Annotated in this window: 10 protein-coding genes; 6 read left to right on the forward strand and 4 right to left on the reverse strand. The window is 55.8% G+C overall.

Translation table 11 applies throughout. The features are described from left to right. Positions 1 to 23: 23 nt before the first annotated feature. From PVT68_RS16180 to PVT68_RS16190, 3 genes are all read right to left on the reverse strand, one after another. Positions 24 to 830, reverse strand: a complete 807-nt coding sequence (locus tag PVT68_RS16180) for a GntR family transcriptional regulator (RefSeq protein ID WP_280319858.1) — start codon at positions 828 to 830, stop codon at positions 24 to 26. 105 nt (positions 831 to 935) lie between these two features. Next, positions 936 to 2,402, reverse strand: coding sequence for a sodium/proline symporter (locus PVT68_RS16185; RefSeq protein ID WP_280319861.1), 1,467 nt, complete (start codon positions 2,400 to 2,402; stop codon positions 936 to 938). Between the two features lie 116 nt (positions 2,403 to 2,518). Then, positions 2,519 to 3,706: a CaiB/BaiF CoA transferase family protein gene (locus tag PVT68_RS16190; protein WP_280319864.1), complete on the reverse strand. Its 1,188-nt coding sequence runs from the start codon at positions 3,704 to 3,706 to the stop codon at positions 2,519 to 2,521. Positions 3,707 to 3,862: 156 nt separating this feature from the next. On the opposite strand from PVT68_RS16190, the gene PVT68_RS16195 reads away from it, so the two are divergent. The 5 genes from PVT68_RS16195 to PVT68_RS16215 all read left to right on the forward strand — a co-directional run bounded on the left by PVT68_RS16195 (position 3,863) and on the right by PVT68_RS16215 (position 10,265). Next, entirely contained in the window at positions 3,863 to 4,792 is a 930-nt protein-coding gene (locus PVT68_RS16195) for a hydroxymethylglutaryl-CoA lyase (protein ID WP_280319867.1), read from the forward strand. Positions 4,793 to 4,971: 179 nt separating this feature from the next. Next, entirely contained in the window at positions 4,972 to 6,171 is a 1,200-nt protein-coding gene (locus PVT68_RS16200; RefSeq protein ID WP_280319869.1) for an FAD-dependent oxidoreductase, read from the forward strand. Positions 6,172 to 6,176: 5 nt separating this feature from the next. Then, positions 6,177 to 6,923, forward strand: coding sequence for a maleate cis-trans isomerase family protein (locus PVT68_RS16205; protein WP_280319872.1), 747 nt, complete (start codon positions 6,177 to 6,179; stop codon positions 6,921 to 6,923). A 146-nt stretch (positions 6,924 to 7,069) separates the two neighbouring features. Continuing rightward, positions 7,070 to 7,960 (forward strand): DUF4437 domain-containing protein, encoded by an 891-nt coding sequence (locus PVT68_RS16210; RefSeq protein ID WP_280319875.1) that lies wholly within the window; start codon positions 7,070 to 7,072, stop codon positions 7,958 to 7,960. 295 nt (positions 7,961 to 8,255) lie between these two features. Continuing rightward, complete coding sequence (locus PVT68_RS16215) at positions 8,256 to 10,265, forward strand: glycoside hydrolase family 3 protein (RefSeq protein ID WP_280319878.1); 2,010 nt, start codon at positions 8,256 to 8,258, stop codon at positions 10,263 to 10,265. A gap of 10 nt (positions 10,266 to 10,275) precedes the next feature. On the opposite strand, the gene PVT68_RS16220 is transcribed toward PVT68_RS16215, so the two are convergent. Next, positions 10,276 to 11,253: an N-acetylmuramoyl-L-alanine amidase gene (locus PVT68_RS16220; RefSeq protein WP_280319881.1), complete on the reverse strand. Its 978-nt coding sequence runs from the start codon at positions 11,251 to 11,253 to the stop codon at positions 10,276 to 10,278. Positions 11,254 to 11,716: 463 nt separating this feature from the next. On the opposite strand from PVT68_RS16220, the gene PVT68_RS16225 reads away from it, so the two are divergent. After that, positions 11,717 to 14,746 carry a TonB-dependent receptor gene (locus tag PVT68_RS16225; protein ID WP_280319884.1) on the forward strand — a complete coding sequence of 1,010 codons (3,030 nt, stop codon included), beginning with the start codon at positions 11,717 to 11,719 and terminating at the stop codon, positions 14,744 to 14,746. The last annotated feature ends 247 nt before the right edge of the window (positions 14,747 to 14,993 follow it).

Raw genomic sequence — 14,993 nt, forward strand, 5'->3', positions numbered from 1 at the left:
GACCCGCATCGGTGCGGGTCAGCTCAGATTTCATCAATGGTCAAATCCATCTGGTACTGGAAATGCTCTGGATTGTAGAGCACATGCATCAGGTCCCGCAGTTGTTCCTTGGCATCGTAAGAGCGTCTCACCATGCTCAATAGTGGTGTGCCGGGTTTGATATTCAGGGCAGCGGCAACGTCTTCCGGCGCCGAAACGGCACTCAGGGTCTGCTTTACATGGGTGATGTTCAGACCCTGTGTGCGGAAGATTTCCAGCCTTGGAGTTGAGGTGAGCTGGCGTGCCGTCGGCTTTTTCTGCAGGCCCACGGTCCAGCTGTCGTAGTAACCAAAGGGCTCTCCATCCCGCGAGCGCACGCGCACCATGCGCAGTGCGGTATCTCCCGCGTCCAGCGCGAATTCTTCACGCACTTCTGCCGGCGGTTTTAATTTGTCCAGTTCCAGCAGGCGTACCTCCGTCTGCCGCGCCATGCTTTCAATTTCCTGCAGCATACCCACCAGCGGAGCTTTTACCGGCCCCGGTGTGTATTTGAAAATCACGTGGGAACCCTTGCCCCGGCGTCGCTCTACCAGATTCTCCGCCGCCAGTTCATCCATGGCGCGCTTGGCGGTGATACGCGATACGTCGAAGGCTTCCGAAAGTTGTTGCTCGGTGGGCATCAGGGCACCGTTGGCAAGGGTGCCGTTGAGAATCAGGTTTTTCAGCAGGCTGTAGAGCTGGTAGTAAAGCGGGGAGTGGCTGCTAGGATCGAGGGCTTTGCGCTGGCGGGGGCTGATCAGTTTGTCGATGGTACTCATTGCTCTGGGACTGTACTCAGGAATATTAGTCATAATGTTATAGCATATAGAACATTGAGGCCACGCGGCGAAGGCCACTTAACCTCAAACCCCTGTTGATGTTCTATGTCTGCGCTACTCAGCCGGTTTCGAATCGGATCAGGGCTGCTGTTGGGAGTATCCGGTTGCAGAAGGGTTCTCGGTATTGGCAGTGCTAACAGCACCGGCCCGTATCCGGAATACCAGTAGCAAAACAAGTCCGCAAGTAAACGGAATCAAGCGCTCGAAGGCCTGTCCCAAAGTGTTCGGCGCTAGATACAGTGCAACCGCCAGCACAAACCCCGTGACCATGGACAGCAAGGTACCGGGAGAGCGCACGCGGATACCGGCCAGGCGCACAAATACCAGCGGACCAAAAGCCGAGCCGATGGCAACCCAGGCGAACAGCACACGTTCGAAAATAGTGGCCGGCAGCGCCAGTGCAACCCATGCAGAAAGTGCGCAGATTGCGACGATGGCGGCGCGGGATACCAGCAGCGGGCGCTCGGCAAAACGTTTACCCAGACCGAGATCCCAGGACAGGCTGGAGGCGCACACCAACAGCAAACTGTCAGCAGTCGACATGATGGCCGACAGCACCGCCGCCAGCAGAAGGCCGCTTACCACCGGTGAAAAAAGCAGCCCGGTGAGGTCGAAGAAAATAGTTTCCGGAGTAGGTGACTGCGGTAAGAGGATGTGTCCCGCGAGACCGAGAAAACACATCCCGGAAAATACCAGCGTATACCAGCCGATGGCGATCCAGCGCGCCTGCTTGAGCGCGCGTTCGTCGCGCAGGGCCATAAAACGGGTGAGCAGGTGAGGTTGGCCGAAGGTGCCGATACCGATAGCGAGGTTGCCGGCGATAAAACCGAGTATGCCGAGGCCGATATTGCCACCACTCAGACTGAGCTGCTGCGGACTGCTCACTGCAACCAGTCCGCTGCTGAACCCCTCCCAGCCACCTACCGCCACCCAGGCAGCAACCGGCAGCAGAATGGCTGCAACTGCCATCAACATTCCTTGCAGGGTATCCGTCAGGGAAACGGCCCAGAAGCCGCCCAGCAGTGTATAAATCATGATGATGGTTGCACCGATCAAAATGCTCTCGGAGCGACCCAGGTCGAAGGTGCTGCTGAAGGTATTGCCGGCCCCCTGAAACTGGGAAGAGATATAAACCACAAACGACAGGACGATCACTGCGGAAGCAAAAATTGTGATTCGCTTTTGGTTGCGGGCGTCGCTGTCGTGGGCGAGAAATTCGGTGAGAGTGATGATGTTGTGGGTGCGGCTGAAGCGCATCATGCGTGGGGCCACCCACAGCCAGGCGACGGCACAACCTACGATGGCCCCGGCGGCGATCCACAGTGTCGACAGGCCGGCGACATAGGCAATACCGCTCACGCCCAATAGTGTCCAAGCCGATGTGGCGCTGGCGGAATAGCTGATAGCCGCCACCACTGGCCCCAGATTGCGTCCACCCAAAAAATAATCTTCGCTGGTATGCGTGCGGCGCTGGGCCCAGATACCAATGACGATAAGCAGGGTTTTGTACGCAATCAGAGTAATCAGAACCGTAGTGGTATTCATGCGCGCTGTCCGTTTTTTACTGCCTGGATTTATTGCCGTCAGTAGTTATTACAGGCCGTATCTGGTGTTAAATCGCTCTTGGTAACAGGTATTGAATCTGCAAAGCCTGTGCCGAATCAGTCTTCATCCCGCAGCACGCCCGCAGCAACCAGTTCGTCGATTGCGGTATCGGTGAAACCCGCATTGCGAAGGGTGTCGCGGGTGTGATCGGCTTCCCGGGGGGGATCGCTGCGCAGGCCGAATTTGTGTCCTCCAATTTCGATCGGTAGTGCCGGTACCTTGGCGCGGGTGCCGCCGGGCAGGGTCAGTTCCAGCAGACCATTGGCGTTGAGCTGTGGATCGTCAAACAGGTCCTGGGGACGGTTGATCGGCGCGTAGGGCAGGCCGGTGCTGTCCAGCTTGTCGGTGAGTTCCTGCGTGGACAGGTGTCTAAAGACTTCGCTCAGGGCGGGGATGATGCGGTCGCGTTGTTCGAAACGGCCACTGTTGGCATCGAGGGAGGTGTCGTTGGCGAATTCCTCGAGCATGAATGTCTTGCACAGCAGCCGCCACTGGGTATCGCTGACGACAGCGACAAAAATTTTGTCGTTATCTGCGGTCTCGAAAGTATCGTAGACCCCCCAGGCGGAGCGGCGCACTGACATGGGGGGCGGTGCTTCGCCGGTGATCGCGCACTGCGCCATATGCTGGCCAACCATAAATGCAGTGGTTTCGAACAGCGCGCTGGTTACCTGTTTGCCCAGGCCGCTGTGGTGGCGCTCCTCGAGCGCGGCGAGAATGCCGATAACACCGAACATGGCCCCGGAAATATCGATGACCGATGACCCCGCCCGCATCGGACGATCTGGCAGCCCGGTCATGTAAGCCAGGCCTCCCATCATCTGCGCGACTTCATCCAGCGCCGTGCGGTGCTCGTAAGGGCCACTCAGGAAACCTTTCAGGGAGCAGTAAATCAGTCGCGGGTGTGCTTTGGACAGGGTTTCATAATCCAGTCCCAAAGCTTGCAGGGCACCGGGGCGGAAATTCTCGATCACGATATCCGCCTGGGCAATCAATTCCAGTACGACTTCGCGCCCGCGCTCGGATTTGAGGTCGAGGCAGAGGCTGCGCTTGTTACGGTTATACATGGTGAAATAACCGGATCCGGAGCCCTTCAGCCGGCGCGTGTTGTCGCCCTTGAGAGGTTCGACTTTGATGACTTCGGCACCGAGGTCCGCAAGGATTACCCCGGTGGCAGGGCCCATGACCATGTGGCTCAACTCGACCACTTTGATGTTCTTCAGGGGAAGTGTATTTGTTGCCATGTCGCCTCTGTCGGAATGCCGGTGATAAACGGGTTTGCGCAGTACTGTGAATAATGCTGGTTAATTTGGTATAACAATATAACATTAGGGTTAATGATGAGCTTAATGTCACAGTATTGCAAGGTGAATGGTCCGGCAGCGAAGAGAGGTGCAAGGTTGGAACAGATCGATATTCTGGTAAGTGAAGTTGGGCCTCGGGACGGTTTGCAGAGCCTGCAACAGATCATGCCGACTGCGGCAAAGTGTGAATGGATCTCCCTGCTGGCTGCAGCTGGTGTGCGTGAGGTAGAGGTGGGGTCCTTCGTGCCGGCGAGTGTGCTGCCGCAGATGGCGGACACGGCGGAAGTCGTGGCCCATGCGAAAACCATTCCGGGGCTGGACGTCGCCGTGCTGGTGCCAAACCTGCGGGGGGCGGAGAACGCGGTGAAGGCGGGGGCGGACAAAATCAGTATTCCCCTGTCTGTCAGCGAGACCCACAGTCTGAAGAACGTGCGCCGCAGCCACACGCAGATGCTGGAGGAAATCCATTCCATAGCAGAGCTGATTGCGGCACAGCCTGCAGAGCGCCGCCCGTATTTTGAAGTGGGGTTATCGACCGCATTCGGCTGCACTCTTGAGGGGCCAGTCTCCGAGGAGCTGGTTGTGCGGCTGGCGGTATTGGCGATTGAAGCGGGGGCTGCTGAAGTCGGTCTTTCGGATACTACCGGCTATGCCAATCCCGCCCAGGTAAGGCGTCTGGTAAAAAAAGTCTGGGATGCGGTCGGGCGCGAACGTCTCAACGGGGTGCACCTTCACAACACCCGGGGCCAGGGGCTCGCCAATGCGCTGGCGGCAATGGATATCGGCATTACCACGGTGGATGCTTCCATGGGAGGTATCGGCGGTTGCCCGTTTGCTCCGGGCGCCTCCGGTAATATCGTCACCGAGGATCTGGTGTTTTTGGTGGAAGCGATGGGGCTGCGCACCGGTATCGATTTTGACGGTCTGTTACGTGCACGCAATTATCTTGCAGGGGCTCTACCCGGCGTGGAAATTTTCGGATTTACCCCGGAAGCCGGGTTGCCCCGAGGGTTTCAGAACACCTGACGTGCAGGACGGGACCTAAGTGTCCCGTCAGTTTTCTTCCGTTTTTTATCTTTTCTCACGCACTGTCCGTTTGTCTCCATACAAGTTCTGTACCTGCAGTTTGATGAATGTCATGGAGCCCGGCGTTGCCTTCTTTTTAAATCCGGGCATAGCCACACTGTTTCAGGGGATAGATTGTTATGACAGATCCACAGGTGATCGTTGTCGGCGCCGGACCGGTGGGTACGGTCGCTGCGTACCGGCTGGCGAGTATGGGTATTGACGTATTGCTGGTAGAGGCGGGCCGCGACTGTGCCATTGATCTGCGCGCCTCCACTTTTCACCCGCCGACCCTGGAAATGCTCGATGAACTTGGCATGGCGGAGACCCTGATTGCCCGGGGGCTGAAAGCGCCGGAATATCATTTTCGCGAGCGCGCTACGGGGGAGCTGGTTTCCTTCGACCTGTCCGAGCTGGCCGATGAAACCCGTTTTCCCTACCGCCTGCAATGTGAACAGTATGTGCTGGCCAGCATGGTGGCCAAAAAGCTCGACAATCATCCGCGGGCGGAAGTGCGGTTCAATCACCGGCTGGTGTCTTTTACCCAGGATGAAAACGGGGTGGAAGTCGCCCTGGAAGGCCCTTTTGCGATTGAAAAGGTACGCGCGAAATACCTGGTGGCTGCGGATGGCGGTAATTCCATTGTGCGCAAGTGGCTGGGCGTCGACTTCGAGGGGTTTACCTATCCGGAGCGATTCCTGACGCTGTCGACCAAGGTGGAGCTCAGGGACTACATCGAAAACCTCGCCTGCGTGAACTACGTTTCCGACCCGCAGGAATGGCTTGTTTTACTGCGAGTTCCCAGCGCCTGGCGCATTCTGGTGCCGGCGAAAGAGGATCAGCCGGATGAGTGGCTGGTATCCGACGAAAAGAAAAACGAGGTATTCCGCAAGCTCATCGGGCGCGAAGACGTGGAAACCGGCCACCGCACCATATACCGGGTACACCAGCGGGTAGCAACGCGATTCGACCACGGACGTATCGGTCTTGTTGGCGATGCCGCGCACCTGAACAACCCTCTGGGTGGATTCGGTATGAACAGTGGTATCCACGATGCCTGGTGTCTGTGCGACAAGATCAAAGCCAATCTGGACAAGGGCCACGACGACACGCGCTTCGAAGCCTTCGATGCCGAGCGCCGCCCGGTGACCCATCGCTTTATCCAGGCGCAGACCATGCAGAACAAAAAAATGCTGGAACACAGCCCGGAAGAAAACCACGCGCAGCGCCTGCAGGAAATGAAAGATATCCGCAATGATCCGGTGCGCCGACGGGCGTTCCTGCGTCGCCAGGCCATGTTTGAAAGCTTGGAAGAATCCAAAGCCGCAATTCAGGAGTAAATGCCATGACTGATGCACTGGGTTATCGCGCTAAATTCGGCGTGCTTGGTCCGTCTACCAATACCATCGTGCAGCCGGATTTTGACGATCTGCGCCCGGCGGGTGTGACCAACCATTACAGCCGCATCATTATTCAGAACGCCGCGGCGATCTCCGATGAAACCTTTATGCAGGGAACGCTGGAAATTGATCGCTGCACTGAAGATGCGGTAAAGGGCGTGCTTACCTGCGCGCCGGATTACCTGGTCATGGGGATGTCCGCAGTAACCTTTTACGGCGGTGCTGAGGGTGCTGCGGGATGGAAACGCAACATTGAGGAAATTGCCGGGCTGAAAATCTCAACCGGCTCAGAGTCAGTGGTCGCGGCCCTGAAAACCCTGGGTGGTATTCGCAAGGTTGCAGTCCTGTCTCCCTATTACCCTGTTGCCAACGCCGAGGTGGCGCGATTCCTGAGCGACCACGGTTTTGAAACAGTGCGCGACATACCGTTGCGTTGCCCCAGCTGGCAGGCCATTGCCCAGGTGCAGCCGCACACCATCCGCGAAGCCGTGAAAGAAATTGATGGCGATGATGTAGATGCAATCGTACAGGTGGGCACCAACCTGTCGATGGTGAAGCTTGCTGCGCAACTGGAGCTGACACTCGCCAAACCGGTGATTGCCATCAATGCTGCCACTTACTGGCATGCACTGCGTGCGTACGGTATCAAGGACCGCATGGCGGGTTGCGGGCGGCTACTGGAAGAGTACTAGCGCTCGGTGTGGCGAGGGAATTTCGCTGTCCGATAAATATAGATAAAAAGCCAACTCACGATTCAAGAGTATTTATTTGAATCCATTGTTTTCCTGGGCGTAGTCTTTGCTTCAGGACCCCACGATAACTGCATTCAGGAGGCCGTATGCGACCCCATGTAGAATTGATCGACGAGAAAGATCTGATATTTCACACTGCCGAATTGATGGGCGGAACCGGCACCGCGCGCCAGCGCAACCTCAGCTATGACGAGGAAGACGGATCGGCTTCCCTCAAGGTGCACTTTGATACTGATTGGAGCCGCCCTGCGGGTATCCACACCGCACAGACCGAATGGTATGTGCTCGAAGGTGAAGTAAAAATTGGTGACGAAGTCCTGAAGGAAGGCGGTTACTGGTGTACTCCAAAGGGCGTGCTGTGTCCGCCACTGGAAGCAAAAGCCGGAACGGTAATTCTCCTCTTCCGCGAGTATGGCGACTGGCAGTTTACAGAAGCCGACAAGAACGCGGATTTCGTGCGTCCTGATCAGGAACTGGTGATCAAGCGCAGTAATGAAATGGACTGGATCGACGTTGTGGATGGCAGCCCCATGCGCTTTGACCTGGGCGGTACCCCGGTGCCGGGTCTGTATATCAAAATGTTGTATCGCGACAAGGAAACCGGCTTTTACACTCGCCTGATCAAAGCCAAGCCGAACTGGCGTGAACACCCTTTGGCGCACCATCCGGTGTTTGAAGAGGCCTACACCCTGGAAGGCTCATTCAATTTCAACTTTGGTGAGATGGAGCCGGGTACGTATTTCTTCCGTCCGGCGCTGGTGCGTCACGGTGACTTCACAGCGGGGCCTGAGGGCACTGTATGGATCCTGCGCTGTGATGGCGACCTGGTAGATTGGTATACCGACAATGCACGTATGGAAATGCATGGGGATCCCGTCAACTGGGGACCGGAATACCCGCACACCGAGGCACCGGTACCTCTACAGCCAGTTCGCTCGCGTTCAATCGGGCCGATGAAAGATCCTTACTATAGCTAAACAAGACAGAGTTTCTCTTGCAATTGACTGTGTGAAATGTTGCATTTGGGGGGGGGCAATGCCCCCCTTTTTTATTTCCCCCAGTGAAATTCGCGGGAATCCGACAACTGGCATCCGCACCCGTTCACGCTGGTCTCCGTGACCAGAATTTCCAGCTGTAATCCGTAACCTGCTTTCGGGAATAGTGTGCTCTGGTACGCAGTCTTTGTATTGGTCTGCGGTTGCCAAAGCGGAGTGAATCGACAAGAATAATTTATTCTCAAAATGCCATTCCTGGTTACGGAACAGCCTGTTTATGCCGGTTACGAATTTCCCGTTTCCCGCGCTTGCCCAGCGCGCCCTGTTGACTGCCGCTATCTTTTTTACGGGCTGTAGCGAGTCCGCCGACCGCGTAAGTCCCGAACTCAGCTTGCGACAGAAAATCGCCCAGAAGCTGATGCTGGATGTTCGTTATTATTGCTCCGACGAACAGCGCCAAACGCCGGATGATGGCGCGGCGCCGCGCTGTGAGACGCCGGTAACGGTACTGCCCGATGATCTGCGAAAGATGATCAGCGAGAGCGACGTCGGCGGCATTATTCTGTTTGCAGATAACCTCGCAGACAGCGCGCAGATGGTGCGCCTGAATCGGGATTTACGGCGGGCGGCACTCGAGTCCAAAAGCGGCCTTCCACTTCTTGTCGGCGTGGATCAGGAGGGAGGGCGAGTGAACCGTTTGCCGAGGGATGAGGCTGCGGCCTTCGCCGGGAACATGGCGATCGGTGCCACTTATACCCGTCGCGGCGACCACTTTGCCCGCGAAACCGCCGGGGCGATGGCCGAGCAGCTCAAAGCCCTGGGGTTTAACGTCAACTTTGCTCCCACCCTGGACGTCAACAGCAATCCGGAAAATCCGGTCATCAATGTCCGCTCCTACGGGGAGTCGCCGCAGATGGTGGCGGAGCTGGGCGCGGCAAGTGTTGAGGCTTTTCAGCAGAAGGGCATTGCCGCCACGGTGAAGCATTTTCCGGGACATGGCGATACCAGTGTCGACAGCCATACCGGGTTGCCGCGGGTTGCGCGCGCCCGGGACGCTGCCTGGGCCGTCGACCTGTTGCCGTTCTCCCGAGTTATTGAACGGGCGCAGCCAGCGCTGATCATGACGGCACATATCCAGTATCCAGCCCTGGACGATACGATACTGCAGGCTAGATCCGGTGAGGAAATACTGGTGCCGGCTACCCTGTCGCGCAAAATTCTCAGCGGAATTTTGCGCGGTGAAATGGGGTACGAGGGCGTCATCGTCACCGACGCCCTGGATATGGCGGGCATCAGTCACTATTTCACACCGGAGCAGGCGGTCGTGCATACCTTTGCCGCCGGTGCGGATATCGCATTGATGCCGGTCAAAATTCGCTATCCGGAAGATCTGGCAAAAGTAGACACGCTGATTGACGCGGTTGCCGCTGCGGTTGCCGACGGATCTCTTGACGTCGATGAACTGGAATCTTCGGTCGCGCGGATCTTGCAATTAAAACAGCGAGTAACCGATCCCCTCTGGTTGCAGCAGGGTGAAAAGGAGGCCGTGCATGCGGCGCAGTCGGTACTGGCGTCACCCGCGCATCGTGAGCTGGCAAGTCAGTTGGCGTCGGCAGCCTTGACCAGTGTGTTTACGCCAGTGGATTCCGCGCTACCGGTTATCCACAAGAACACGAGACGGGTGCAGGTTTTATCCCCAAATAGTGCTATTGGGGAAGCCTTCCGCATCGCGCTTGCGGCGGTGACGGGGGCGGACATCGAAATCCTGGAGACGGATTCCGCACTGGACGCGATCGTGGCGTCCCCCGCGGATGCGCTGATCGTGGCCAGTGTGGTTCCCTCAGAGAGCGCGGTGGAAATGGGGGGAGCGGAAGATCTGGCAAAGATGCCGTACCGGCGTCCGGACCAGAAAGCGCTTTACGATATTTATCGGCAGAGTCTCGTGGCCGCGCGTGCGCAGGGTAGTAAAACCGTATTCGTCAGCATGCGATCACCCTACGAAAGCGCGGACTTTCACGGGCTGGCGGATGTGTATCTGGCGAGTTTTGATTACAAGGGGTTTATCGGGCCCGGGCGGAAGCTGCAGGGCCCGATATATCATGCACTGGCCAGAGCCCTGGTCAGCGGCACAGTGCCGGGGGGCGACTTGCCGGTAACTGTGCGAGCTCCTGCTCTGTCAACTGCGCCGGTTACCGACGTCGTTTCTGTGTTGGAGTCTGATCCTGTACCAGGGACTGTACCGGCGTCGACACCGATCGACCGACCGGCGCCGGCGGCGGCGCAGTAGTGGATAGGCGTTACTTGGAGATGGCGAGTGCCTCCGGGTTGATCTCCTGATAACCACTCAACTTGTCCGGAAAATATTTTTCCAGCAGCGCCAGCAGAATCGCCCGCGATTGATCGTCCACTTCCCCATCTGCCAGCCAGGGGCGGAAGTGGTATTGAAAAGCGCGGGTATAGAGGCTGATCTCATCATCGCTGGCAGTTTCCGGGTCGATGCCATAACCATAATCCCGCAGCCAATAGGCAAACCGGCGGCGCACTGCATCGCGGTCGCTGGAGGTATTGCCGCCCAGATATTCCAGATGGCGCTGAACCGAGGCGTCTTCATACCAGGCACCAATACCGGCTTCTGCCAGTTGCTGCCAGGGGAATTTGGGGCCGGGATCTATCTTGTAATGCGGAATGATATCGCCGTGCCCGACCACGCGCGTGGGGGTGATATCGGGATAGCGAGCGAGAATATCCCGGGACAGGGCGATCACCAGGTCGATCTGCTCCGGGTCAAATTCCGGGAAAAAACACACCGCTTCGGGCTCGGCGCCCGGCGTCGATTCCGGCGGAGGCTGGCAGTAGCTTTTGTTGACGATTTCAATTCCGATGGAGTGATCGTTCAGCTGGCTGCGGTCTTCCCAGATACTGGTGCCGGCATGCCAAGCGCGGCGGTGTTCATCCACCAACTGATATACCCGCAGGTCATCGTGTGGATAACTGGGATCATTGCCTTCCGGGATCAGGTAGTGGGAGCTCACTGGTCGGGAGCTGGGCTGGGTCAGTACCTGCAGAGATGTTTCGAAATCGATGGTTGTAAAATGCATCACCAGAAAGCGCACCCGCTCACTGGCGTTCTCGGATTCCACGATTTCAATGCGGTAGGTGTCACTCTGGTGATTCAGTCCACCGCCAGTAACGCAGCCACTGAGTGCAATGGGAAGTGCGCAGGCCGCCGAAATCAGTGCGGATTTCAGTGGAATTCCTGTTGTTGATCCCGACATATATTGCCCTTCTTTCACTTTCTGAATTCAATTTTTATACGAATAATATGACGCCATCGACGGTGTGAGGCCCGTTTTCGTTGCTGATTTTTCCAATTCGGGTTATTCGTGAGGTTATGTTATTTCGGCATCAAAGTGATAGACCTACGGCTGTTGTTATAAAAATCTGGCCGAATTTAGCCATTCATTCGCGCAATTTGTGACTTTCTTGTATATTTTTCTGAATTTTTTATCATTCCTATATCGCATCTGACGAATTTTTTCAGCAGAATCAGGCTTGGAATATCTTATTCCTGATTGGTAGTGCAGTGTGACAGGTTTATCACTTTGGTCGCCACGTCGCCTTAATATTTACAAAAAACAGACACTGCCAAGAGAGCGTTGAGAGAGGAACCTTCGATCTGTGATCGGACGCTCCACACCCGGAGAAAGCCATAAAAAATAATTGCCTGGGAGGCCATCCATGTTCCAGAAAACGAAATTGAGCTCCTCGCTCCAGAGGGCGACATCGACGACGCTGTCACGTACCGCCGCGGCCGTGGCCGGCGTGTTGTTTTCAGTATCTGTTGCCGCTCAGCAGTCAGGAAGTATCGAGGGAACGGTTTATCTCGATGACAAGGTAGAAGCGGCAGGTGTAACAGTAACCGCCACCAGCCCGGTGATGCCAAAAAGCCGAACAGTGCAGACCGATGCTGACGGTGACTTCCGGTTGCCGGCGCTGATTCCGGGTACCTATACCCTGACTTTTACTACCGAAGACGGAATTACCCGTAAAGTGCAGGCCCGGGTGCTGCTGGATCAGCGCTCGAATATTTCCGTCGTAATGATGGATGGCGATGCCGGCCAGTTGGAAGAAGTGGCCGTTCTCGGTGAGAAGATCGAAATGGTTGGTGGGGGTGCGTCTCTCTCCAATGCCTTTGGGGCGGATGTCATCGACGCACTGCCCGTTGGCCAGAGCTACCGCGATGTGATGAAGCTGCTCCCGGGCGTTCAGCTTACCGCAGACGCCACCCGCGGCCCCAATGCGGGTGGTAGTGGCCAGGACAACACTTACGCTTTCGACGGCGTTAATGTAACCCTGCCAATGTTCGGTACCCTTTCCGCCGAACCGTCGAGCCAGGATATCGAACAGGTTTCGGTAGATCGCGGTGGTGCCCGCGCGGTCGGTTTTAACCGCGCCGGTGGTGTCAGCGTTGATACCAAATCCAAGTCCGGTACCAATGAATACAAGAGCAGCTTTAACTACAGAATTCAGCCTTCCAGTCTTTCCGAGCCCGAAGAAGATGGTATCCAGGAAGACACCGAATACAGCTGGCTTACCGCCAATGTCAGCGGTCCTTTGATCGAAGATACGCTGTTTTTCTACGGTTCTTACTATGGGCCCAGAGAAACCCGCGACAACAAGGAAACGGCGTACGGCCCGACCAAGGATTATCGCAGTGAGCGCGATGAATATTTCGGCAAGCTGACGTATGCGGTTACCGAAGACATCCTTCTCAATGCCAGTTACCGCACCTCTGACCGCCTGGGTAAAGGCGTCTCGATTAGTGAATTTGAAGACGATTCTGTTTCCAATGGTGAGAGCGCAACTCAGGATATCATCACCTTTGATGGTTCCTGGATTATCAGTGACGCCACCACATTTACCTTCCAGTACAGTGATTTCGCCCAGGAATCCGGCGGGCGTCCGGATACGCTGCTTGCCGTTCAGCCTGAGTACGAAGGCGCTCTGGATATAGCAAACCTGGATCAGATGGGATATTTCGATGTTCCCAATCTGGATTTGGGCAACGCCGATTATGACAACGTGGTGGCGCAACAGTTGATCGACCAATACGGTTATATCAGCGACGGGCAGCGTGTAGGTGGCGGTGCTGTTGGCGGATACCGGGATATAAGTACCCAGGGGTTCTATCGCAAAGGTTTCGAGATGGCCCTTGAGCATCGGTTTGAGATCGGTGCGACCAGTCACGAGCTGCATCTCGGTTATCAGTGGTCTGAAGGTAAAGAAGACCTCTGGCGCCGCTCCAATGGCTGGGGACAGATTGAGTATGTGGGCGGTGAGGAGTTCACCGAAGGTGGCGAGGCCGTCTATTTCCGTTCCAAGACCGAACAGATGAGCTTTGTGAATGAGAGCGGAAGCGCCGTTTCATCCATTGTTTCCTATACCGAAGCCAATAACTTCGAAATCAACGACGTTATTACCTGGAATGATTTGACCTTTAATGTTGGCATACTGGTAAGTGAGGATACTTACTACGGCCAGGGGTTGAAGGAAAATTCCGCGAACTATTCCGGGTTTGAGCTGGCTCCGGGTCACAAGTACGAAATGCACAATATCGATTGGAAAGACATGATCCAGCCGCGCCTCGGTGTTACCTGGGCGTATAACGGTGAAGATACTGTCTTTGCCAACTTCGCCCAATACAATCCGCAGGCGAGCTCGTTGGCCCGAGCGGCTTCCTGGGACAGAAACACCCAGAAACAGCTCGAGGTTGCCTGGGATGCAGACGGCAATTATCTGGGCTATGAGCCGGCCAGCGGTTCCTCCGGTAAAATGTTTCAGGAAGGTCTGCAGCCCCGCCGGGTTGATGAACTTACCATTGGTACCACCAAGGGCTGGGGTGAGCGCCTCGCAACCCGCGCCCATGTACGCTATCGCGAAGGATCTCACTTCTGGGAAGATACCTGGAACTGGGCGCGTTCCGATGAGGGCTGTTACGGCGACTTCGATGGTGATGGTGTAAACGAGCATTGTGTGCCCGCGGACATCGAAGCCCTTGGTCCATACCTTCCCGACCTGAATAACTATCGTTACGGTGCGGATGGTGTCGCCGGTACCGGAGATGGTGAAATCTACGGATCCAGTTACGTGATCGCGGAAATGGACGGGGCTTACACCGAGTACTGGGAGTTGGCTCTGGAAGCAGAGTGGTATGGCGATAACAGTTACCTGAATGCGTCCTACGTATACAGCCAGTACACAGGAAACATTGACCAGGACAATACCTCTGGTGCCAACGATGACAACCTGTTTATTGGTTCTTCCAATTATGCAGATGACTATGGCCAGTACACCTGGGACCTCAAGGACGGTACCCTGCGTGGTGACAAGCCCCATTTGTTGAAAGTCTTCGGTTATTACACCCTGGACTGGAAAGCGAATGTCGGCGCGTTCTTCACGTTCCAGTCCGGACAGCCCTGGGAAGCTTGGGATGGCTCAATCTATGGACGTAGTTCCGATACCATTCGTTATGCCGAGCGCGCTGGTAGTCGTCGCAGCCCGAGCCACTGGCAGATGGATTTGAACTACACCCAGGACTTCAAGCTGTTTGGTGATTACACCATGAAATTCCGTGCGGATATTTTCAACGTGTTCGACCGTCAGACCGGTTATAACATGACGCCGTACGTTAGCAGTGAGGAGTTCGGTGAGGCGCGTAGTTACTATGATCCTCGCCGTATTCAGCTGTCGTTCGGTTTTGATCTCTGATTCGCGATTTGTAGCTTAGCTTGAGTATCGTCCATTAGGAATTTCCTTGGACCTCTGTTTTGCCCCGGCTTTGTCGGGGCATTTTTATATTCGCGGTATGTTTGTGTAAGTAGCGGATTTATTTATCGATTCCTTTTGTATTTTTTATCGGCAAGGGGTCGATTATCTGGATTTTTTTTTGCACAATCTGTTTTTGGAATATCTTATTCCTTGGGAATTATTTTCGATTATAAATTATGAGCTCTGT

This window comes from Microbulbifer bruguierae (assembly GCF_029869925.1).
GTDB lineage: Bacteria > Pseudomonadota > Gammaproteobacteria > Pseudomonadales > Cellvibrionaceae > Microbulbifer > Microbulbifer bruguierae.

Bases quoted from the DNA above. Each gene is read 5' to 3' on its own strand.
- PVT68_RS16190 (WP_280319864.1), bottom strand. From the start codon at position 3,706: ATGGCAACAAATACACTTCCCCTGAAGAACATCAAAGTGGTCGAGTTG.
- PVT68_RS16210 (WP_280319875.1), top strand. From the start codon at position 7,070: ATGCGACCCCATGTAGAATTGATCGACGAGAAAGATCTGATATTTCAC.
- PVT68_RS16180 (WP_280319858.1), bottom strand. From the start codon at position 830: ATGACTAATATTCCTGAGTACAGTCCCAGAGCAATGAGTACCATCGAC.
- PVT68_RS16200 (WP_280319869.1), top strand. From the start codon at position 4,972: ATGACAGATCCACAGGTGATCGTTGTCGGCGCCGGACCGGTGGGTACG.
- PVT68_RS16225 (WP_280319884.1), top strand. From the start codon at position 11,717: ATGTTCCAGAAAACGAAATTGAGCTCCTCGCTCCAGAGGGCGACATCG.
- PVT68_RS16205 (WP_280319872.1), top strand. From the start codon at position 6,177: ATGACTGATGCACTGGGTTATCGCGCTAAATTCGGCGTGCTTGGTCCG.
- PVT68_RS16215 (WP_280319878.1), top strand. From the start codon at position 8,256: ATGCCGGTTACGAATTTCCCGTTTCCCGCGCTTGCCCAGCGCGCCCTG.
- PVT68_RS16220 (WP_280319881.1), bottom strand. From the start codon at position 11,253: ATGTCGGGATCAACAACAGGAATTCCACTGAAATCCGCACTGATTTCG.
- PVT68_RS16185 (WP_280319861.1), bottom strand. From the start codon at position 2,402: ATGAATACCACTACGGTTCTGATTACTCTGATTGCGTACAAAACCCTG.